This window comes from Acidovorax sp. GW835-FHT14G06, assembly GCF_058793595.1.
In genome coordinates, this window is sequence record NZ_JBXAGA010000011.1 from 1 (window position 1) to 21,130 (window position 21,130).

15 protein-coding genes and 1 tRNA gene are annotated in these 21,130 nt (G+C 58.8%); 7 read left to right on the forward strand and 9 right to left on the reverse strand.

Annotated features, from left to right (window positions below; all coding sequences use genetic code 11):
* Nucleotides 1-36: 36 nt before the first annotated feature.
* Together AC1Q64_RS18835 and AC1Q64_RS18840 are read right to left on the reverse strand one after the other, a co-directional pair.
* Nucleotides 37-1,014 carry a hypothetical protein gene (locus tag AC1Q64_RS18835; protein WP_492252399.1) on the reverse strand — a complete coding sequence of 326 codons (978 nt, stop codon included), beginning with the start codon at nucleotides 1,012-1,014 and terminating at the stop codon, nucleotides 37-39.
* A 591-nt stretch (nucleotides 1,015-1,605) separates the two neighbouring features.
* Nucleotides 1,606-2,409 carry a DNA/RNA non-specific endonuclease gene (locus AC1Q64_RS18840; protein ID WP_492252400.1) on the reverse strand — a complete coding sequence of 268 codons (804 nt, stop codon included), beginning with the start codon at nucleotides 2,407-2,409 and terminating at the stop codon, nucleotides 1,606-1,608.
* 347 nt (nucleotides 2,410-2,756) lie between these two features.
* On the opposite strand from AC1Q64_RS18840, the gene AC1Q64_RS18845 reads away from it, so the two are divergent.
* Complete coding sequence (locus AC1Q64_RS18845) at nucleotides 2,757-4,472, forward strand: GIY-YIG nuclease family protein (protein ID WP_492252401.1); 1,716 nt, start codon at nucleotides 2,757-2,759, stop codon at nucleotides 4,470-4,472.
* A gap of 152 nt (nucleotides 4,473-4,624) precedes the next feature.
* Here AC1Q64_RS18845 and AC1Q64_RS18850 read toward each other — a convergent pair whose 3' ends face one another.
* Nucleotides 4,625-5,923 (reverse strand): Y-family DNA polymerase, encoded by a 1,299-nt coding sequence (locus AC1Q64_RS18850; protein ID WP_492252504.1) that lies wholly within the window; start codon nucleotides 5,921-5,923, stop codon nucleotides 4,625-4,627.
* Nucleotides 5,924-5,943: 20 nt separating this feature from the next.
* The gene (locus AC1Q64_RS18855) at nucleotides 5,944-6,390 is read right to left on the reverse strand and encodes a LexA family protein (RefSeq protein ID WP_492252402.1); all 447 of its coding nucleotides are present in this window, start codon (nucleotides 6,388-6,390) and stop codon (nucleotides 5,944-5,946) included.
* Between the two features lie 36 nt (nucleotides 6,391-6,426).
* On the opposite strand from AC1Q64_RS18855, the gene AC1Q64_RS18860 reads away from it, so the two are divergent.
* The 6 genes from AC1Q64_RS18860 (at nucleotide 6,427) to AC1Q64_RS18885 (ending at nucleotide 15,280) form a co-directional block, all read left to right on the forward strand.
* Entirely contained in the window at nucleotides 6,427-7,116 is a 690-nt protein-coding gene (locus AC1Q64_RS18860) for an SOS response-associated peptidase (protein WP_492252403.1), read from the forward strand.
* 53 nt (nucleotides 7,117-7,169) lie between these two features.
* The gene (locus AC1Q64_RS18865; protein WP_492252404.1) at nucleotides 7,170-7,370 is read left to right on the forward strand and encodes a type II toxin-antitoxin system VapB family antitoxin; all 201 of its coding nucleotides are present in this window, start codon (nucleotides 7,170-7,172) and stop codon (nucleotides 7,368-7,370) included.
* Between the two features lie 837 nt (nucleotides 7,371-8,207).
* Complete coding sequence (locus AC1Q64_RS18870) at nucleotides 8,208-9,953, forward strand: type I restriction-modification system subunit M (protein WP_492252405.1); 1,746 nt, start codon at nucleotides 8,208-8,210, stop codon at nucleotides 9,951-9,953.
* Complete coding sequence (locus AC1Q64_RS18875; protein ID WP_492252406.1) at nucleotides 9,950-11,251, forward strand: restriction endonuclease subunit S; 1,302 nt, start codon at nucleotides 9,950-9,952, stop codon at nucleotides 11,249-11,251. The genes AC1Q64_RS18870 and AC1Q64_RS18875 overlap by 4 nt, the downstream gene beginning before the upstream one ends.
* A complete protein-coding gene (locus AC1Q64_RS18880; RefSeq protein WP_492252407.1) occupies nucleotides 11,248-12,114 on the forward strand; it encodes a GIY-YIG nuclease family protein in 867 nt (288 codons plus the stop codon). Before AC1Q64_RS18875 ends, AC1Q64_RS18880 begins: the two co-directional genes overlap by 4 nt.
* A gap of 28 nt (nucleotides 12,115-12,142) precedes the next feature.
* Nucleotides 12,143-15,280 (forward strand): type I restriction endonuclease subunit R, encoded by a 3,138-nt coding sequence (locus tag AC1Q64_RS18885; protein ID WP_492252408.1) that lies wholly within the window; start codon nucleotides 12,143-12,145, stop codon nucleotides 15,278-15,280.
* 371 nt (nucleotides 15,281-15,651) lie between these two features.
* On the opposite strand, the gene AC1Q64_RS18890 is transcribed toward AC1Q64_RS18885, so the two are convergent.
* The 5 genes from AC1Q64_RS18890 to AC1Q64_RS18910 all read right to left on the reverse strand — a co-directional run bounded on the left by AC1Q64_RS18890 (nucleotide 15,652) and on the right by AC1Q64_RS18910 (nucleotide 21,110).
* Nucleotides 15,652-17,658, reverse strand: a complete 2,007-nt coding sequence (locus tag AC1Q64_RS18890) for a hypothetical protein (RefSeq protein ID WP_492252409.1) — start codon at nucleotides 17,656-17,658, stop codon at nucleotides 15,652-15,654.
* Nucleotides 17,659-18,064: 406 nt separating this feature from the next.
* Complete coding sequence (locus tag AC1Q64_RS18895) at nucleotides 18,065-19,024, reverse strand: hypothetical protein (protein WP_492252410.1); 960 nt, start codon at nucleotides 19,022-19,024, stop codon at nucleotides 18,065-18,067.
* An 86-nt stretch (nucleotides 19,025-19,110) separates the two neighbouring features.
* Entirely contained in the window at nucleotides 19,111-19,665 is a 555-nt protein-coding gene (locus tag AC1Q64_RS18900; protein ID WP_492252411.1) for a hypothetical protein, read from the reverse strand.
* A gap of 350 nt (nucleotides 19,666-20,015) precedes the next feature.
* Nucleotides 20,016-20,091: transfer RNA gene (locus AC1Q64_RS18905), tRNA-Thr, on the reverse strand.
* Between the two features lie 11 nt (nucleotides 20,092-20,102).
* Nucleotides 20,103-21,110 (reverse strand): class 1 fructose-bisphosphatase, encoded by a 1,008-nt coding sequence (locus AC1Q64_RS18910; RefSeq protein WP_291438990.1) that lies wholly within the window; start codon nucleotides 21,108-21,110, stop codon nucleotides 20,103-20,105.
* Between the last annotated feature and the right edge of the window lie 20 nt (nucleotides 21,111-21,130).

A 21,130-nucleotide genomic window follows, 5' to 3' on the forward strand; every position in this document is an offset into this window, starting at 1 on the left:
GGTAGGTAAAACACCTGGCTCAGTTTTAGGTCGGCATCACACCAAAAAGTGGCTCAGTTTTCGGTCGGCGTCAACAGGCGACAACTGATGGCTTGTGCCGTCCTGTTCCTCGCGTCCGGCCCAGGTCACAATCTCCTCGTGTCGGATCAAATAAACGGAGTTGCGCAGGTACGACTCGATAACTGTCACACTCGGATATTCATAGGCCTGCGTGCGCTTGCGAAGAGCATTGGACAGCACAGGTCCAAGCTGTGAGATCTCGGCCGCACCAATCACCGCGAACACCTTGGCCAACAGGCCGAACAGCGTGTTGGAGCGGGTCTCGAAGACATACCAGAAGTCTTCGCCCTTCTCATCGAACCAGGTGACCCCCGAGGCTTTGATGGCGCCGCGCACGACGCGCTCGATATCAGGCGGCCAATTGCTGCGGGCGACAAGCTCCCTTAAGTTGGCGATACCAAGTTGCCCCGGCTGATCGGAGGCCTCCTTGAAGCATCGCCTCAGCGTCTCGACGAATCGCTCTCGGCCCAGGTACAGTGAGGCAGGCTCAGCTACGACGCCGCGAGTGGTGTTCTGGAAAGTCGGCGTGTACAAGCCAAGCCCTGTGCAAAGATTCGCCTCATGCAACAGTACCAGCAGGCCATCCATGCTTCCGGGCCAGGTGATTCCGTTGGCCGACAGTAATCGCAGCAACTCATCGCCACGAATGCACTGCTGCTCGTCTAACAGTTGCGAGACAGCAGCGAGCACAGGCAATGGCTTTGCGACGATTGTCGTTCGAAACGCGCTATTGATCACCTGCTGCGCCCGCGCGCGAGTGACGCCCAACTGATCGCCGATCTCTTCAAGCGTTAGCCGTTTTCCGCCTCGCAGCCCATACCAGGAAAGGACTGATTCGATCTTGCGATCGGACGTCCCGGCCAGCGAACGCATGTAGGTGACGAGTTCGTCTTCGATGTTGATCGACGCGCCGCCCACGCGCTGTGGCAGGATTGTGTTGTCCGATATCGTCATTGCGTAGCTCCAGGGCTCCTATCGCGCGTGAATTCGGTGGAGTGCATCAGATCGCCTGCGGCGACATTGCGTCTATGCCGAACACGGACGATTAGGCGCTGGAAGCGTTCATCGGGCAGTCTGATGTCCTCGGGGTTGCCGGCGATCAGCCACGTGAGGAAAGGTCTTTCGAGCGCGTCCAGTTCGAATGCAATGTAGCACGACCATTCGCTGCCAGTGCTGGTCGGCTGAGAGAGCGCGTGTTGTCCTGCGAGATTGAGGACTGCTGTGGGCCGACAACGCCAGTTGGTGCCGCGTCCGACCGGTTGTTCGAGATCTGCCAGCGGTTGTGCGATGTCTAGTGTCGGGTCTCGACAACACAGCGGTCATGGGGCAGCCTTCCGTCGAATCAGCAATGATGATGGCCGCCGCCGTTCGTACCACCCCACGGCGAATGGCTCTTCCCAGCCTGGAAACAGTCTGTCGCGCCTTGAGGATTCGGTCAGCTGTCAATCCCGCGGCTATTGATCGACATTGCATCGTCGCCTGCGGATTGATGTACTGATGAGTCGCTCCGCTGTGCCGCCGGCATAGGACATGTGAATAAGACCATCAGGGCTGAGCCGTCACTCCGGGCAGAAACTCCACTCCCGTTCTCTTTCTCAGCTCCTGATAGGTGATCGGGCGGTTTGCAATCTCACCCTCACGGTTCTCCTGCCAGTGCGCCCAGGCCTTGTTGGTCGTGGCGTCGTACACGAGCTTGTACAGATAGGTCGGCACCTTCACCCCATTGGCGCCAATGCGCGGCCCCGCATCCGTGAACACCGGCCCAGTGATCACGAACACATCCCCCTCGGCCCGCTTCACATAGTGCCGCGTGTCCTGCTCGATCTTGTTCCAGGCGCCTCCGTTGTGCTGGGCGTTTTGCGGGACCATGTTCGCCAGACTGAAGCTTTGCGCCATGGCCGTCGGCGTCGGCATGTCTCCCGCCGGCGCCATGTGCCCACGGCTGTAGCCCGAGTGCTTGTAGTCCTCCAGCTCCGCCCGCTCGCCACTGGGCAAGCGCGCATCTGCAAAGAACCGCTTGGCCCGCTTCTCGTCAGCATCCTCGATGAGCCTGCGGTTCAGGCGCTGGGCCACAAACACCGGGGTCTTGGTGGTTCCGGAGTGCAGCACCGCAAAGGCTTCATAGCAAAGCTCGCGCAACTGCGGCCGGGGCGTAATGGCGGGTGGTGTGCCATTCGCAAAGAACTGCGGACACTGCGCAAACGAAGTGGGCTCGGGAGTGAGCAGGGCCGCACTGTCGAACTGCGGAGAACGTGCCCAGGAAGGATTCGGGAGAGCAATGCTGGCGAGAGACAGTGCCAGCACTGCTGCCAGGCGCGCGCGGCCTGGCCAAGAGAACAAACGATTCACAGAGTGCGCAATCGAGTAGAACAAAACGGAGCCTGATTGGAGCACCATTTACATGCCCCTTTACGGGGGACCGCTCAGTCCCCGTAGGGATTTTCCGTTGCTTACAGAGATCTGCAGATGGGGTAACGTGAATGCATGTAATCCATTGGGTATCGGAAGCGAGTGAAATGTTGCTGATCCTGATAGTGGGCTCAGAACATCCCGCTTGCAGCCAGCTACGCATTGGATAGATGGTCTCCATGAATGGGACATCGCCAGGAAACATGCGCCAAGACTTTCCCTCACGAGCCATCTCACCCCGGGGGATTTATCGCTTCGCGCAGTCCGCCTCGGCGTCGTTTCGCCTTATGAAGACTGATTCTCAGCAGTTGATCGCGACAATGCCAAAAAAATTGACTCAGAATGAAGTACTCGCCCAATTTAGGCAGGTCCATGGTGGTAGGTACGACTACAGGTTGGTTACATACCGAGGGGGCCATGAACTCATCAAAGTGATCTGCCCTGTCCACGGTGCCTTCGATGTGGCGCCTGGCCACCATAAGAACGGGGTTGGCTGCCGGCATTGCTATTTCGATGGCAACAGGAAAAAGCTAGCTGACTTCATCCTCCGCGCAGAAAAAGCACACCCTGACGGACGATATGACTACGGCCTGGTCCCTTCTGACGTCAGGCTTCAGGACAAAGTCCGGATTCGCTGTCTGGTTCATGGACTGGTTTCTGAACAGACAGCAAGCGCCCATGTCGCGGGGCATACCGGCTGTCCTGAGTGCCGTTCTTCAAAGCTGCTTGGCGGCAAGTCAACCATTGGCACCTACAAAACCCCGGCTGCCCTGCAGAAGGATTTTGTCGCGCGAGCCAAGTCCGTTCATGGGGATTCGTACGATTACAGTCAAGTTGACTATAGAGGTGCCGCGCAAAGTATCGAAATCATCTGCCGTCTTCATGGTCCGTTCTTGCAGTTGGCAACCAACCATCTTCGAGGAGGTCAATGTCCGAAGTGCTCACAGGCAAAGAAGCACCAAGCCTCGTTTAAAGCTCGATGCATTGAGTTGGGCGTTGACTATCACCGCGCGCTCAAGCGGCGACAAGCCGGAATGGCGGATGCGCAAGTCTTTACGGGCGCTTATTTGCGTGGAGAGCGCAAAGTCAACCCCGTCACAGTTGGTGGTATCGAGTACCCCAATCTTGAGGCTGCTGTCAGGGCTCTCGATCCCGTGGCTTCCAGTGCAACCATAGCTCGCTGGATCGAAGCCGGTATGTCGCCAGACGAGGCATTTGCCAAGATACCCAATCCAGGCTACGCGAATGGGATCATCTATTTGGTCGAGCACATCGCCTCTGGGAGGAAGTATGTCGGTTTGACGATAGTTCAGATTGTGGAGCGTTGGCGCAGGCATGTTGAACAAGCCTATATGAACCAGATCAAGAATTACGAATCGCTGCACGCCGCGATCCGTGAATATGGTCCAGAAAGTTTCAAAATTCAGCAGATTGACCAAGGAGTCTGTAAAAGCGATCTAGAAGGCAAGGAGCGCTACTGGATCAACAAGCTTTCCTCCCTAGCGCCAGCGGGGTTCAATATTTCACCGGGTGGTGGTAGTGGTGGTGCTCACGGGCGCGCTGTTGTCGTAGACGGCATTCGTTTCGACAGCGTGCGAGCCGCGGCCGAATATGTTGCAAGGACACGCGGGATTTCATTTGAAGCGGCTAAGGGCCGAATCCGAAGCGGCCGTATTGACGTAAGGGCTCCATCAAAGCCTGGTCACGCGATCTCCAAGACCAAAGCTTACAAGGCGTGGTCTCAGGTGGTTCACTGCACAACGAATCCTAAGAGTCGCGATTTCATCCCGGGACTTGCCGTGCATTGGGCGTGGAGAGACTTTCAGGCTTTTCTGGCTGACGTCGGTCAACCCCCGTCAGAGACGATGGCATTTGTGAGGCTAGATAAATCTCGAGGTTTTGAACCTGCGAACTGTGCGTGGATTTCCCGGTCTGAAGCGGCAAGAATGAGTGCAAACAATCAACAAGCCAGAAAAAATGCGTTCAGCGCCACCATAGGTTGAGCGGCGACTGTGCTTCGGTATGTTGATGCCTCTGGCACTGACAGTGGAGAAGGTGAAGATCCGCGTTTAGCCCGTGTCCATTCCAGAAGACCAGCAACGACACGGTCGGCACGGCTGCAGAGCCGACCCGTAGCGCCGCAGCTTTCGCATTCCTACGCCCTCGCCACCGGCACATCCTCCCAACGCGTCGTGTACTGCGGCGTGCGCCTCTCCTGCTTCATCCCCCAGTCCTTACCCCGGCTGGTGCCCCCCGTGGCGCCTGAATGCACAGTACCCTTGCCATAGCGCTGGTTGAGGGCATCCAGCGCTGCCATCAGTTGGGTGCGGTCCCGGTGGTGTTCATCCTCAAGATCCAGCTCACCCTGCAGCACATTGCCCGGCACCAGGTCCAGCAGCATCACCCCGGCCTTGGCCATCTTGTAGCCCGGCTCGTACATGCGGCGCATGCCGGCTGTGGCCGCCCACACCAGCTTGCCGGTGTCGGCCGTAGGCCGGCGCAGGGGCACCACCACGGACTTGTTGAAGCGAGGGCCGGGGCGGAAGGGCGAGGTGTGGCAGAACACCAGCAACTGGCTGGCCAGGCTGCCTTGTTTGCGCAGCTTCTCGGCCGCACGGCTGGCAAATTCGCTCACGGCCTCCACCAGCGGCGGCAGCTCGGTCACCGCCTGGCCGAACGACCGGGTGCAGGCAATCTCCTTTTTGGGCGCGGGCGCGTCGTCCAGGTCAATGCACTGCATGCCCTGCAGCTCACGTACCGTGCGTTCCAGCACCACGCTCCAGCGCCTGCGCACGGTGGCGGGGTCCAGCCGCGCCAAGTCCAGCGCGGTATGCACGCTACCTTCATGCAGCTGCGCCGCTATCTTGCGGCCCACGCCCCAGACTTCTTCCACCAGCGTGCTGGCCAGTACATCATCCAGGTCTTGAGCGGGCAGGGCGGTCAGGTTGCACACCTGGGCCAGCTCAGCCGGGTAGCTGCCGGGCTTGCGCTCGGCCGTCTTGGCGATGTGGTTGGCCAGCTTCGCCAGCGTCTTGGTGTTACCAATGCCGATACCGCAAGGAATGCCCGCCCACTGGTGGATGCGGGCGCGGATGGCGTGGCTGCGTGTGATCAGATCGCCCCGCATCCCCTGCAAGCCGATGAACGACTCATCGATGCTGTAGATCTCTTGTGAAGGCCCCAGACCCGCCGCCAGGCTCATCATCCGGTTGCTCATGTCGCCGTACAGGGTGAAGTTGGCGCTCAAGGCCACCAGGCCGTGGGTCTCTTCCATGTGCCGTATCTGGAACCACGGCGCCCCCATCTTGATGCCCAGGGCCTTGGCCTCATTACTGCGGGCGATGGCGCAGCCATCGTTGTTGCTCAACACCACCACCGGGCGGCCGTTCAGGCTGGGGCGGAACACCCGCTCGCAGCTCACGTAAAAATTGTTGCCATCCACCAGCGCATACATGCTGGCCTCCATCCATCAGATCAGGTGAGAAATAGCTTCACGCACCCACTCACCACGCCCCACACCTCAATGGTCTGGCTGTCGCGGGGAATGATGTCGGGATAGGTGGGGTTGGCCGCGCGCAGCTTGATCCGACCGGCGCGCTGGTGCAGATACTTCACGGTGCATTCGCCGTCCACAATGGCCACCACGATGCTGTTGTGCTTCGGCTTGATCGCCCGGTCCACAGCGATGATGCTGCCGTCTTCAATACCAGCGTCGCGCATTGAGTCGCCCCGCACGCGCCAGAAGTAGGTGGCCTGGGGGTGCTTCACCAGCAGCTTCATGATGTCCAGCCGCTCCACCACGAAGTCGTCAGCTGGGGATGGAAACCCCGCGCGCACGCTCACCCCGCACAGGGGCAAGGCCAGCGACTGCGCCGCCGTGTCGTATGGCACGGGTAGCGGGGAACTCCAAAAACTGTACATATTTACAGTATAGCTCCCTGCTGCCAGAATGTTGCCATGTGTACCTATTACGAGGTCCCGGGCCGTGAGCAGCTGGTGCTGCACTTCGGTGATGTGCCCGAGGAAGAGTGGCGCGACAAGATGAGCCCGCTTTACCGGGGACCGTTCCTGCGGGCCAAGGGCGAGGCAGTGCGCGAGCTGGTGGTAGGGCAGCGGGGCATGATTCCGCCAAACTCCAAGACACACATCCCCACCGGCAAGGACGGCAAGCGCCTGGGCACCGTCAACGCCCGGCGCGAGGGTATGGCCAAGTCATGGACCTACGGCGGCCCTTGGCGCAAGGGACAGCGCTGCATCATCCCCGCCCAGTTGTATGTCGAGCCCTACTGGGGTACCGGTAAGCACATCCCCTGGCAGTTCGAGCGCGCCGATGGCGAGCCTTGGGGTCTGGCGGGCTTGTGGAGCGAGTGGACCGACCCGGCCACGGGCGAGGTAGTGCTCAGCTACGCCATGATCACGCAGAACTGCGACGACGTGCCGGTGCTCAGCCTGATGCATCGGCCGGATCCCAAGCGCGCGCCGGACATGCAGGACAAGCGCACGGTGGTGCCACTGGAAAAGGGAGATTGGGATGCCTGGCTGCGCGGCACTATCGAGCAGGCCGAGGCGCTGATCCGCTTGCCCAAAATTGAACTGTTCACTCACAGGCCGGTAGATCGGAGCGCGATGGTTGCCTTACCTCTATGACCAAAACGCTGTAGGCTTCTGAGTAATGCTTGTTTCAACGGATCGAGGGACGAATGCAGATCACGGTGACCATCGATGACGCCCTCTATGAAAGGGCCTTGGAGTTAGCCGAGCCTTCAATGGAGCGGGATGACCTGTTGAGTGAGGCCCTCAAGACCTTCGTTCGGGTCAAGAGTGCAAAGAGATTGGCAGCCCTTGGTGGCGCGGAGCCTGAAATGCAGGATGTGGCTCGGCGCCGTGAGAACGACGATTGATGCAGGTGGTCTGTTCGGTGGCCCTATAAGGATGCTCCTGGAGGAGCCAGGAAAAACGGCATGAAGGGCCTCGCCCGGACGCACTACGACATAGGGGAGCAAAGGTCATGGTCGCTCCGTGAAGCTCTCACTCTCGGCGCGCTTCGGCGTTGCCAGGCATAGTCCAACGGTGACGCTGGTACCTCCAGTGTGAGTCCAGGGAGCGTTCCAACTCTGAGTGGCGTAGTTCAACGGTGACATTTCTACCCTCCGAACTCGATCCTGGACGCCCTCCGACAGCGACACGCATAGTTCAACGGTGACATTCATAGCGCTCAAAGGCGTTTTCGCCCCAAAAACCCCGGTCCGGGTGCGCTTCAACACCGAAAAACTGGGGGGCATAGTTCAACGTTGACAGGCGTAGTTCAGCGGTGGCAGTGCAGCCCTCGATACCCCATTCCAGGATGCGATGCAATGGTGACATTTGTCGCCGAGTAGTGTTTTCTCCCTCAACCACCGTTGCCTCTCCACGTCATTCCCCCCCCAAAGTGACGATGGCACACCCTTGGAGCATCATTTGACCGGGGTGCAGCGCAGTCGCCCTGAGTGCCAACCAGGTCCGCGTCTGCCCCGCTTGCCAATACATGCTGATCGGCCAACCACTGTGGCGCAGTTTCGTGTTCCATCAACCCCCCAAGAATCGCGGTCTGCAACGTGTGACCGACTGCATTCATTAGAGATCTCAGAAGTTGGACCATAGGGCGGAATCTGAGAGCGAAACGCGCGCGTGCGGTGGTTATTTGACTCGGTCGCGCTGGCATACTGCCCCCGGTAAAGAATTGTCAGCATCGCTCTCGAATGAACCAACAAACCCTGTCCGCTTTCATCTGGTCTGTCGCCGATCTTCTGCGCGGCGACTACAAACAATCTGACTACGGCAAGGTCATCCTCCCTTTCACGGTATTGCGCCGTCTTGACTGTGTGCTGGAGGCCACCAAGTCCGCAGTGCTGGCGGAGCTGGTTGACAAGGAAAAGCTAGGCATCAATCCTGAACCTTTCCTCTTGCGCAAAGCCGGGCAGAGCTTCTTCAACACCTCGCCTCTGGATCTTCAGAAGTTGCTTGGTGACCCCGACCACATCGCGCAGAACTTGTTCAGCTACGTGCAGGCGTTCTCGCCCGCCGTGCGCGATGTGTTCGAGCGCTTTGAGTTCCACACTCAGGTCGAGCGCCTGGCCAAGGCAGGGCTGCTGTATCAAGTCGCCGAGAAGTTCACCCAGATCGACCTTCACCCTGAGGTGGTCAGCAACATGCAGATGGGCTTGGTGTTTGAAGAGCTGATCCGCAAGTTCGCTGAAATCAGCAACGAGACCGCCGGGGAGCACTTCACCCCGCGTGAAGTTATCCGGCTGATGGTCAACCTCATCTTCATTGAGGATGACGACATCCTGAGCAAGCCCGGCGTGGTGCGCACCATTTACGATCCCACGGCGGGTACGGGCGGCATGCTCAGTGTGGCAGGCGAATACCTAGCCGAGCACAACCCCCAGGCGCGCCTGACGGTTTTTGGCCAGGAACTCAACCCCGAGTCCTACGCCATCTGCAAGGCAGACATGCTGATCAAGGGCCAGGACGTGGCCAATATTGCCTTTGGCAACACCCTGAGCGACGATGGCCACGCGCAAAAGAAGTTCGACTACATGCTGTCCAACCCACCGTTTGGCGTGGAGTGGAAAAAGGTCGAAAAAGAAGTGCGCAAAGAGCACGAGCAGCAAGGCTACAACGGTCGCTTTGGCCCGGGCCTGCCCCGCGTGTCGGACGGCTCCATGCTGTTCTTGCTACACCTGCTGAGCAAGATGCGCCCGGCGGCTGAGGGCGGCAGCCGCTTCGGCATCGTGCTCAACGGCTCGCCGCTGTTCACCGGCGGCGCAGGCTCGGGCGAATCCGAAATCCGTCGCTACGTGCTGGAGAACGACCTGTGTGAGGCCATCGTCGGTCTGCCCACCGACATGTTCTACAACACCGGCATCAGCACCTATGTGTGGATCATCAGCAACCGCAAGCCCGAAGCACGCAAAGGCAAGGTGCAATTGATTGATGCATCCGGCATGTGGCAGAAAATGCGCAAAAGCCTTGGCTCCAAGCGCAAGGAACTGAGCGACGCGCACATCGAGCGCATCACCCGCCTGTTTGGCGACTTTGTGGAGGCGCAGGAAGACGACGGCACCCCCATCAGTCGCATCTTCGACAACGAAGCCTTTGGCTACCACTCCATCACTGTCGAGCGCCCGCTACGCGATGAAGCGGGTAACGTAGTGCTGGGTATCAAGGGCAAGCAAAAGGGCAAGCCCCAGCCCGATAGCGCCCTGCGCGACACCGAGAACGTGCCCTACACCGAAGACGTGGGCGAGTATTTCAAGCGCGAAGTGCTACCCCAAGCGCCCGACGCCTGGATCGACGCCGAGAAGACCAAGGTGGGCTACGAAATCCCGTTTAACCGGCACTTCTACGTGTTCAAGCCACCGCGCCCGCTGGCCGAGATTGATGCCGAGCTCAAGCAGACCACCGACCGCATCCTGGACATGATCAAGGGGCTGTCGGCATGAGCTTTCCGCAATACCTGGAGTACAAGGACAGTGGTGTGGCGTGGCTGGGAGAGGTCCCCACGCATTGGCAAGTGCATCGACTGAAGAATTTGTTTGAAATCCGCAAGCGCATCGTCGGCGAGGACGGACATCAGGTCTTGTCAATTACTCAGCGAGGTATCCGGATTAGGGACATCGAGAGCAATGACGGCCAGCTCTCTATGGATTACTCCAAGTACCAAATCGTCCAGCCAGGTGACTACGCCATGAATCACATGGATTTACTGACTGGCTTTGTAGATATCTCTCCTTATGCTGGTGTGACAAGCCCGGACTATCGCGTGTTCGTAGCGCGAGAAGGAACGCAGTGCGATCCGAGGTACCTTTTGTCTCTTTTGCAGAATGGCTTCAGGCAGAGGGTTTTTTACGCGTATGGGCAGGGAGCATCAGAGATTGGTCGTTGGCGTCTCTCCACGGACCAATTCAATGACTTTCGCTTTCCGTTTCCGCCAGTTGATGAACAAGCCGCCATCGCTAGCTTCCTCGACCGCGAAACCGCCAAGATCGATGCGCTCATAACCGAACAGGAAAAGCTGATCGCCTTGCTGCAGGAAAAGCGCCAGGCTGTCATCTCCCACGCTGTTACCAAGGGGCTGAACCCGAACGTACCGATGAAGGACTCGGGCGTGGAGTGGCTGGGGGAGGTGCCGGGGCATTGGGAAGTTCGATCGCTTAAGCATTTGGCGCGGCTAACTACAGGGATGACTCCGCCCACCGATGACCAAGAGAACTACGAAGAAGTAGGTTATCCGTGGGTTAGACCAGAAGATTTGGATGAAAGTGGCGCAATCACAAAAGCATCGAGGTTTTTATCTGAAAAGGGAAAAGCGCTGGCTAGGCAGATTCCGTCCGGCGCGAGTCTCATTTGCTGCATCGGCACGATCGGGAAAGTGGGTATCGTTGATGAAAGCGTTTCGACCAACCAACAAATCACCGCAGCAAAATTTCATGGGAGTGATCGTTACTTCTACTTTTGTACATGCGCTGCTCGGACGGAGCTCGAAAATTCCGCGACTGGAAATGTTCTAAAAATACTGAATGCCGCGCGGCTAGGTGAAATTAAATATCCATCACCTTTACTGAAGGAGCAGATAGCTGTAGCCACTTTTCTTGATGGCGAGACGACCAAGCTCGACAACTTGATGGCCGAAGCCCGCACCGCCATCACCCTCCTGCAAGAACGCCGCACCGCCCTGATCTCTGCCGCCGTCACCGGCCAGATCGACGTGCGCAGGCTGGCACCATTGGAAGTCGCATGAGCACCACGCCCAAGACCATCCAGATATTCCTGCCAGGCGGCAGCCCCACAGGCATCCGCGTGGCAGAAATCACCACGCGCATCGTCCAGGTTATCGACGTACCTCGGAAGCTTCTCACAGACTTCTTGGAGATGCCAGAGAGCAATGAAGTCGCGGTGTATTTCCTAGTCGGCGAATCTGATGACGGAACAGAGCTGAATGTGTACGTGGGCCAGACAGGCGATCTGCGTATACGCCTTGCCAAGCACGATCTGGACAAGCCGTTCTGGGAACGCGCTTTGGTGCTCATCTCACGCACCAAATCCCTCACCCAAACACACGGCCTGTTTTTGGAATGGTGCAGCCTGCAAGCCATTCGGAAAGTGAAGCGGTACACGGATCTCAATGGAAACGGGGGATCGCGCCCGCACACCCTCGCTCCCATGGAAGCCGATTGCCTTGAAGTCTTTGAGACGGCCCGGACCCTGTTGGCAACCCTGGGTCATCCAATGTTTGACCCTGTCGCAGGGGCGCCTCAAGATACGTCACCGCAAGACTATCTCTTTTGTACGGTCAGTGGAGTGGATGGCCGTGGCCTGTACACGCAAGAGGGGTTCGTGGTCTTGGCAGGATCGGTGGGACGCAAAGAGAACATGCAGTCCATCGCAGGCACGAGCAACGCGAGCTTTAGGGACAAGCTGGTGGCCAACGGCACGCTCAGTGTGAACGGCGATGCCGTGGTCTTCACCAAGAACCACCTGTTCCGATCTCCCAGCATGGCGGCGGTGGCGCTGCTCGGTACGACGGCCAATGGCTGGAACGTCTGGAAGGACAAAGACGGGAAAACCTTGGACGCCCTGAAGCGCCAAGCGATAGGCACCTAACAACAACGAAAGCTGCTGAGGGCGAGGGATGGCACTGCACAACGAAATCGCGTTCGAGACCGACATCTGCAACCATCTTGCGCAGCAGGGCTGGCTCTATGGTGAACAAGGCACCGAGGGCGACGCCAGCGGCTACGACACCCCCCGCGCCCTGTACCCGGCCGACCTTCTGGCCTGGGTGCAGCAGACCCAGCCGCAAGCCTGGGAGGCGCTAGTCAAGAACCACGGCGCGGCAGCCGAAGCCATGCTGCTGGACCGCCTGCGCAAGGCGCTGGACGAGCGTGGCACGCTGGAGGTGCTGCGTGTAGGCATCGACTTGCTGGGGCTCAAGAGCCCGCTCAAGCTGGCGCAGTTCAAGCCCGCGCTGGCAATGAATCCTGAACTGCAGGTTCGCTATGCCGCCAACCGCATGCGCGTGGTGCGTCAGTGCCGCACCAACCACGACGACATCATCGACCTGGTGCTGTTCCTGAATGGTATCCCGGTGGCCACGGCGGAGCTCAAGACTGACTTCACTCAGGACATGAACGCGGCGGTGGATCAGTACCGCTTTGACCGCATTCCCAAGCCCAAGGGCCGGCCGTTTGCGGAGCCGCTGCTGGACTTCCCCCGTGGCGCGCTGGTCCACTTTGCCGTGAGCAACCGCACGGTGATGATGGCCACCTGCCTGCAGGGCCCCGCCACGCGCTTTCTGCCCTTCAACCAGGGTGACCACGGCGGCGCTGGCAATCCGGCCAATCCGGCAGGCCATCGCACCGCCTACCTGTGGGAGCAGGTGTGGCAGCGCGACAGCTGGCTGGAGATCATTGGCCGTTACCTGGTCACCCAGCGCGACAGCAAGAAGAAGGTGACGGGATTCATATTCCCGCGCTACCACCAGCTCGACGCCACACGCAAGCTGCAAGCGGCCGTGCTGGCCGAAGGGGCGGGGCACAAGTACCTGATCCAGCACAGCGCGGGCAGCGGCAAGACCAACTCAATCGCCTGGACTGCACACTTTCTGGCCGACTTGCACGACGCCCGGAGCAATAAGCTGTTCGACAGCGTGCTGGTGGTGAGCGACCGCAACGTGCTCGACGCGCAGTTGCAGGAGGCCATCTTCGACTTTGAGCGTACCAAGGGCGTGGTGGCCACCATCAAGGGAGAAGGCGGCAGCAAGAGCGGCGAGCTGGCCGAGGCACTGGGCGGCGGAAAGAAGATCGTGGTTTGCACCATCCAGACCTTTCCCTTCGCCCTCAAGGCCGTGCAGGAGCTGGCCGCCACCCAGGGCAAGCGCTTTGCCGTGATCGCGGACGAGGCGCACAGCAGCCAGACGGGCGAGGCGGCCAGCAAGCTCAAACAGCTGCTGAGCGCCGAAGAGCTCAAAGACCTAGCTGACGGCGGCGAGGTCAGCACTGAAGACTTGTTGGCCGCGCAAATGGCAGCCCGGGCCAACGACAAGGGCATCACCTACGTGGCCTTCACCGCCACGCCCAAGGCCAAGACGTTGGAGCTGTTTGGCCGCCGCCCACAGCCTGATCAGCCCGCCGGGCCGGGCAATTTACCGGCGCCGTTCCACATCTACAGCATGCGCCAAGCCATCGAGGAGGGCTTCATCCTCGATGTGCTGAAGAACTACACGCCCTACAAGTTGGCCTTCAAGCTCGCAAACAACGGCAAGGAATGGGACGAGAAGGCGGTCGAGCGCAGCGAGGCCATGAAGGGCCTAATGCGCTGGGTGCGCTTGCATCCTTACAACATCAGTCAGAAGGTGGCGGTGGTGGTGGAGCACTTCCGAGAGAACGTACAGCCCTTGCTGGATGGTCGCGCTAAAGCCATGGTGGTGGTCGGCAGTCGCCAGGAGGCGGTGAGATGGCAGTTGGCCATTCAGCGGTACATCCAAGACAACGGCTACAAGCTGGGCACATTGGTGGCCTTCTCTGGGGAGGTGAATGACCCAGAGCAGGTAGACGAAGCCGTCACTGAAAACAGCACCCGTCTGAACCCCTTGCTCAAGGGCCGAGACATGCGCGAGGCATTTGCCACCGACGAGTACCAAATCCTGCTGGTGGCCAACAAATTCCAGACCGGGTTTGATCAGCCGCTGCTGTGCGGCATGTACGTGGACAAGCGCCTGGGCGGCATCCAGGCGGTGCAGACCCTGAGCCGTCTCAATCGGGCCTACAGCGGCGCCTATGGCCTCAAGGACACCACGTACATCCTCGACTTCGTGAACGAGCCGGAGGACATCCTGGCTGCGTTCAAGACCTACTACGAAACCGCAGAGCTGGCGGGAGTCACCGACCCGCACCTGGTGTATGACCTGCGCGCCAAGCTCGATGCCTCGGGCCATTACGACGAGTTCGAGGTCGAGCGCGTAGTGCTGGCCGAGATGAACACAAAGGCCACGCAAGCCATGCTGGTGGCTGCCATTGAGCCGGTGGCTGATCGATTGCTTAAGCGATACAAGGCTGCGCAGCTGGCGCTTGCTCAGGCACAACAGACGGCCAAGGAGGGGCCGGCCACGCAAGCGGCCAAGGATGAGTTGGCGGCGCTGCAACTCTTCAAGCGCGACTTGGGTACCTTTGTGCGTGTGTACGCCTTCTTGAGCCAGGTTTTCGACTACGGAAACACTGCCATCGAAAAGCGCGCAATGTTTTTCAAGCGCTTGCTGCCCCTTCTCGACTTCGGCCGCGAGCGGGAAGGGGTGGATCTCTCGAAGGTCGTATTGACCCACCACCGTCTCAAAGATCAGGGCAAGCGTAGTTTGGCTCTGCATGACGACGATGGTGAACACAAGCTGCAACCACTGACCGATACCGGCGGTGGAGCTGTTCAGGAGAAGCAGAAAGTGCTGCTGTCTGAGATCCTCGCCAAGGTGAACGACCTATTTGATGGCGAGCTCAGCGATGATGACCGATTGGTCTATGTGAACCACGTCAAAGGCAAGCTGCTGGAGTCCGACATCCTGGTGCAGCAGGCCAGCAACAACAGCAAGGGTCAGTTCGATAACTCCCCCGACCTGGACAGCGCGCTGACCGACGCGATCATCGATGCTTTCGGGGCGTACACCAGCATGAGCAAACAGGCGCTGGATAGCGAGCGGGTGCGAGCCGGGCTCAAGGCCATCTTGCTGGGGCCTGCGCAGCTGTATGAGGCGCTGCGTGCCCGTGGTGGTGAAGCGTAGTTTGTGGACTTGCTTTTCCGCGCACTTCCTGGGAAGCGGGTTCTTTGATCAAGCACCAAGGGACTCTTTTAGCTCGATGTCTTGTAGGTACGGGCCATGCTCAGCGAGAACTGTGACGGACAACTCTCAGCTAGAGTAGTTCTCGCTACTTTTGAAGACTCAGTCAGACTCCGTGGAGCGGAGAACCTTGCGCTATTAAATGGGCCAATCCTCTTGGTTTTGCAGTCGATTTGTTTTAATGCGGTGCTGAACGCATCCTTCCTGAAAGAGCTTGCGTTTCGCACCGCATAAGGATCAGTGCCGACGTCTTGGCACGAGCACAGACCATGGTGATGGGAGAGGGTGATGGACACCCTCGCTCCTCAATGTCATCAAGTGGACTTGGAGCTCGGAAGAACCGACGATACCGACACATCCGACTCAACGACTTGCCAGTTCTCAGCGTTCCGAGTCTTGGGTGCTTTGCGCAGCCGATAGGGACCCACGATCCTGCCCTCATTACGAGCGAGCCAGTGACCGAGCTTCCTGGCGTTGATGCTTTCATTGCCACCCGCAGCTTCAGCCAGCGCGTCCCGGAAATCATCGGTCTCATCGAGGTGGACCGCAGCGTTGACGACGTCGCGAACCATCCTTGGGGCACCACCGTGCTTCTCATGCCAGCCCGCAAGGACCCTGCCCAAAAGCAGCTGTGAGGGGTCTTCCTTCAAACCCTGGAAAACGCTTTCTGCCGGATCAGGCTGCCCGAGCCAAAGCAGGGGTTGCCGGCACCAGTTGCTCCAGTCCGAGTAGCTGGCGAGAGATGGGCAGGTTGCAATGGGGCGACCCGCCAAAACCCAAGCGCGCACGATTGTCAGTGCCGCGCCGATGAACTTAATGCGGTCCCGGCGAACCTCGTCGAGGAGGTTGGGACGTTTGTAGACGCGCGCAGCGGGTGACTCCATGCCGGGATCCAGATGGATGCAGATACAACGCCGCACCATGTCGTCGATCGGACGGACGTTGTTTCCGCTCGAAAGAAACAGGGTCTTAGTGGGCACTACGACGGTCCGGGATTGTCCAAGCTGGCGGCCTTCGAGGTATTCGCTGGTCAGCGCACTGCACAGCTTGTCGAACGGCCGCAAATCAGTGGTGAGATTGTCAAATTCGACTACCGCGGGGGCTTTCATCAGCTGCGACAAAAGCAGCTTGTCGCAAGCATCGTTGCTGCGCGGGAAGGCAACCGGCGATCCAGGCGTGGGCGTTGCAAAGGCACTGATCAACTGGCACAGAAACGACTTCCCAGAGCCGGGCTGATGGGCCATGACGTGAAACATGGGCGCATGCGGAAGGCTTGGCCGAACTGCGGCGGTCAGCAGCGCAGAAAGAGCTGCAGAACGATCCACCGAGGTCGCAAAAGCACACTCGTAGAGAAGCTCGTCCAGAGTGGAAAGTGCGCTCATTGCGTCATCACGGTTGGGATGTTCCGGTACGGAAAAGCCACCAGCGTCGAACATGCCCAAAATGCGGGTGTGAGGGTCATATCCGGGGGCGGACAGCACGGTGGAATCGGCTCGAAGAAATGGCTGGCTGACGATACCGTTCAGGACCGGGAGCCGACCGAACTTCCACGATTCGGCGAGAAGCCTGCAGATCCGGGGGCATGGGTCGATGGCCATCCATTCGCCTTTGCGTTTGTCGAAACGAGACCATTTACTGAGCCCAGCGAAGGCCACCATCAGGTCCTGACCGTTCATTTCGCGGACGTGATGCCTGCTCACCGCAGTATCAAAGCGGACGCTGACGATGCGATCGCCACGTGAATAGTAGTCACCGGTATCCGCCAGGACATGCTCCGCAGAAGCGAGCGTCTTTTCCAGCTCACCTGCCTTCACCTGGATGATCGGAAGGTCCCGCGGAGCGCAATCGGCTTCGGAAGACCCAGTTGAAGCCGCATCCTCCTTATCCACGCCCTTGTCATGCGAAACAGGGGCCTCGCCCTGAGCGATGGTCGAGCTGGATACCGGCGATACTGAACGCCCAGGTCCTGCATCGTTCAGTCCCATATCGTCCAGCAGATCTTGCAAACGCTTCTCGTCTTCCTCGGGGGTCGTGTCGGGAGGGAAGAGGGACACGCCGGGGGTGAGACCAAGGGCCCGCAAAACTGCCTGCGCCGCGTCCTCTGCAACGCCAGCAGACTCATCCGGTCCATTGCGGGCCTCGTTGTCCTCGGTCTGGAGCGTGTACTGCGACAGGGCATTCTTCGCGCCGGCCAGATCGTCGATAACCGATTCTTGGCTTACCTCAACTTCATCATCCGGCGGGAAATACGACACGTCTGGCTCGACCTGATGGGTTTCGGCATCCGCGAAAAGTGACTGATCAAAGGTGGTTTCGTTCATTTCAATGTGTTCTTTGTATGGTGATGCAGAGGGGCTGCGAATGATGAGAGGACGCCCGAATCAGGCCCTGTTGGAATACTGGTCGTCGTTGGTTGCTGGAGCACATCCGAGGATGCTGCGGAGCGTTGCGACGGGCCAAGCCAGCCTTCCGTTGACCCGCTTGGGGCGGATAGGTCCATCCTCGTAGCAAGCCCATGCGCGGAGGGTTTGTGGCCGGCGGTTGAGGTGATACGCAGCTGTAGCGGTATCCACCACGATTCGGGTTTCCATTTCGAGAGGTGTGGCTGTGTTGTGAGTCAGCATGTGGAACGAATTTCCAAAGGTATTTAGGAGCAGCAGGGGAGGGCAGACAAGGCTGTATTGCTGTCGCCCTCTCGGTGCAGAAGAAGGGTTTGTTTAGTAAGTCTTAGTAAGTCATAGCTGACTTAATCCATGCGGCTGGAAGCCGCATGGATACTGGTCTTCTCGTGCTTGGAAAGATCAGCAAACGCACGAATTTTTCGGCAGAAAACGACTTCTCCAAGCGCCCCAATGCTTGCCCGATCCTGTCGTTAAGAGCGGTGTCGCGCCTGAAAATGATGTTGGCCCTGTGGCGCTTTCCTCCCTCCAGAAAAGCACCAATACCGACCCGATCCCAGTAAGGGTTGTCGATCTTTTCCATAGTGGCGTGCAGCAATTCAAGAAGGGGAGTCCTACGGGACTTGCGAGCCTTCCGCGCCCGGGAGCCGGACACATGGCTGAAATACCGCATCAGTCCCCTGCGGAATTTGAAGCCGCAAAGGTCCCGTACGGTCAGCAGGTGATGGTGATCCAAGGCCATCCTATTGAGGCGGACCTCCACGCGAATGCAATGCTGTTTGACAGCAAGGTATTGGTGTTGGTCGAGACGCTTGTAGTAGGACTTAACCTGTGCGCCATCATTGCGATGCCCCATGAGCAACTGCTGATCGGCTTTGGGCACCCTGTGGTTGTAAGGGACGGTCTTTTGGATACGGTGATCGTATGCACCGCGAAATCCACTGTTAGTACCCGCGATGAAGTCTGGCAAGAGGCCCTTCGCGACGAATTCGGCTTTGAAGGCTGCGAGGGCTTTCCGCTGCAACTCTTCGGTAAGTTGCTTGGCGCTCCGAATGTCCACCCGGACTTCGAGTTCATCGATGATTCCGTTTGGAAAGAGCTCGGCCAAGATGCGAACGTCCTTGGCGGTTGCGTCATGTACCGTCAGTCGGCCCGGAAACTTCCGTGGCCAGATCGCTTTCCCGCTGAGCGGTGGCAGGGCGACTTTGGGAAGGCCCTTGAGGGTGATGTAGTCGATGCCGGCAGTGAATTTGAAGTCACTGAGATCGACGGTAGGGATGGTGGCCATTGAGTCCTTTCTTTGCTGCCGGCTGCTGGCCGGAGAAAGGACTGTGGCGGTTGATCTTAGGCCCGAGATTCAAAGTCAGGGTTTACTTATTTTTCCTGTAACCGCGATGATGGAACGGCATGCTGCTGCATGGGCGCTGACTGCTTCTTCCGGCTCAAACCATAGCGCTTCGCCAGTGCTGCTGAGATCTCTTCGTTGTCGTACCAAGCGTTAGGCAAGCCCTTTTGGCACGCAAGTTCCCAAAGAATGGGTTCATAGTTTGCGAAGCGCCGTCTACCCACTCTTTCCAGAAGGTTGTAGACCGTGGTTCTTGTAGTTTTACGTTGAATGCGCTCTTCTAGAGCTTGTTGCGCGACCTCGACAAAGCTCATTTCAACATTTCGACGTGTGATGGGACCGTTGAGGAGCCCGAGGCGCCAGGCGGTGTGCAGTCGTATATATCTTTGGCAGACAGTCGCTATGAAGGCATCTTCCTCAGCCGCAGGTATCAACTGGTTGTTCGAGCCGCGGAATGGTCGCTCCGCCGCGACAGGAATCGTGTTGTGGATGAAGTTTTTCCGTTCCTTCGCAACCCATGTCTCTGACCGGCCGACCAAGGATGCGGTTTCACTAAGGCTCAGACCATGCAGGACGGGCAACATGACTGCCAGTGCCCTACGGAGCTCAGTGGCAGACTCCGTCGCTCTGGATGTGTGCAAGGCCCGCTCAATATCTTCTGGCGAACCGCTGGGCTTTCTGCTCATGCCGAGATCGAATTGTTGTGAGTTCGGTTGATCGGAGACACGCGTTTCGCGGGGGAGATTCGCCTTGAGGGCCGGTGCCAGGCAGATCACTAAACTTGAGTAGTCTCTCGGGTTTTTCCCAGGGCTGCCCTAGGCAAATCGCTCTCGATTGTTTGAAAACCCGCGGACGTAGTCTGTAAACAGTCTGTAAGAGACTAAAAATGAAAAACCCCGCTATCTTAACGATAGCGGGGTTTCTTTTACTGACTTGGTGCCGGAGAGATGAATCGAACACCCGACCTTCTCATTACGAATGAGCTGCTCTACCGACTGAGCTACACCGGCTTAGCCTTGGATTATAGCGTGGAATGGTAGCTGGTCACGCGCTCGACCTCATTTTTTGAGCCGAGGATCACGCTGACACGCTCATGGAGCTGGGTGGGCTGGATGTCGAGGATGCGTTGCTTGCCATTGGTGGCAGCGCCGCCGGCTTGTTCAACCAGCCAGCCCATGGGGTTGGCCTCGTACATCAGACGCAGCTTGCCAGGCTTGTGGGGCTCGCGTTTGTCCCAGGGGTACATGAAGACGCCGCCACGGGTCAGGATACGGTGCACGTCGGCCACCATGCTGGCGATCCAGCGCATGTTGAAGTCCTTGCCGCGCGGGCCTTCCTTGCCCTGCAGGCATTCGTCGATATAGCGCTTCACGGGCTCGTCCCAGTGGCGCATGTTGCTCATGTTGATCGCGAATTCCTTGGTGTCCTCGGGGATGCGCACGTTCTCTTCGGTCAGCACGAAGGAGCCCTGTTCGCGGTCGAGGGTGAACATGGCAACGCCGTCACCCACGGTGAGCACCAGGGTGGTCTGCGGGCCGTAGATGCAGTAGCCCGCGGCCACTTGCTGGGTGCCGGGTTGCAGGAAGTCGCCTTCCTCCACGCCGCGGTCACCATCGGGCTTTTTTAGCACGCTGAAGATGGTGCCGATGCTCACGTTCACATCGATGTTGCTGGAGCCATCCAGGGGATCAAACAGCAGCAGGTATTCGCCTTGCGGGTAGCGGTTGGGCACCAGGTAGATGCCGTCCATTTCCTCCGACGCCATGGCCGCCAGGTGGCCGCCCCATTCATTGGCCTCGATCAGCACCTCGTTGGCAATGATGTCGAGCTTTTTCTGGATCTCGCCCTGCACGTTTTCACTGCTGGCTGTGCCCAGCACGCCGCCCAGTGCGCCCTTGTTCACGGCGTGGCTGATGCTTTTGCAGGCGCGGGCCACCACTTCCAGCAGCAGGCGCAGTTGCGATGGGATGAGTCCGTCCACCCGTTGTTGCTCAACAAGGTAACGGGTCAGGCTGATGCTTTTTGCCATGTCAGTCTCTTCTCGGTCGT

Excerpts from the sequence above, each read along its gene's own strand:
- AC1Q64_RS18890 (WP_492252409.1), bottom strand. The coding sequence starts at position 17,658 with ATGAACGAAACCACCTTTGATCAGTCACTTTTCGCGGATGCCGAAACC.
- AC1Q64_RS18865 (WP_492252404.1), top strand. The coding sequence starts at position 7,170 with ATGCAGATCACGGTGACCATCGATGACGCCCTCTATGAAAGGGCCTTG.
- AC1Q64_RS18845 (WP_492252401.1), top strand. The coding sequence starts at position 2,757 with ATGAAGACTGATTCTCAGCAGTTGATCGCGACAATGCCAAAAAAATTG.
- AC1Q64_RS18895 (WP_492252410.1), bottom strand. The coding sequence starts at position 19,024 with ATGGCCACCATCCCTACCGTCGATCTCAGTGACTTCAAATTCACTGCC.
- AC1Q64_RS18900 (WP_492252411.1), bottom strand. The coding sequence starts at position 19,665 with ATGTTGCCCGTCCTGCATGGTCTGAGCCTTAGTGAAACCGCATCCTTG.
- AC1Q64_RS18850 (WP_492252504.1), bottom strand. The coding sequence starts at position 5,923 with ATGTATGCGCTGGTGGATGGCAACAATTTTTACGTGAGCTGCGAGCGG.
- AC1Q64_RS18835 (WP_492252399.1), bottom strand. The coding sequence starts at position 1,014 with ATGACGATATCGGACAACACAATCCTGCCACAGCGCGTGGGCGGCGCG.
- AC1Q64_RS18910 (WP_291438990.1), bottom strand. The coding sequence starts at position 21,110 with ATGGCAAAAAGCATCAGCCTGACCCGTTACCTTGTTGAGCAACAACGG.
- AC1Q64_RS18855 (WP_492252402.1), bottom strand. The coding sequence starts at position 6,390 with ATGTACAGTTTTTGGAGTTCCCCGCTACCCGTGCCATACGACACGGCG.
- AC1Q64_RS18860 (WP_492252403.1), top strand. The coding sequence starts at position 6,427 with ATGTGTACCTATTACGAGGTCCCGGGCCGTGAGCAGCTGGTGCTGCAC.
- AC1Q64_RS18875 (WP_492252406.1), top strand. The coding sequence starts at position 9,950 with ATGAGCTTTCCGCAATACCTGGAGTACAAGGACAGTGGTGTGGCGTGG.
- AC1Q64_RS18885 (WP_492252408.1), top strand. The coding sequence starts at position 12,143 with ATGGCACTGCACAACGAAATCGCGTTCGAGACCGACATCTGCAACCAT.
- AC1Q64_RS18870 (WP_492252405.1), top strand. The coding sequence starts at position 8,208 with ATGAACCAACAAACCCTGTCCGCTTTCATCTGGTCTGTCGCCGATCTT.
- AC1Q64_RS18880 (WP_492252407.1), top strand. The coding sequence starts at position 11,248 with ATGAGCACCACGCCCAAGACCATCCAGATATTCCTGCCAGGCGGCAGC.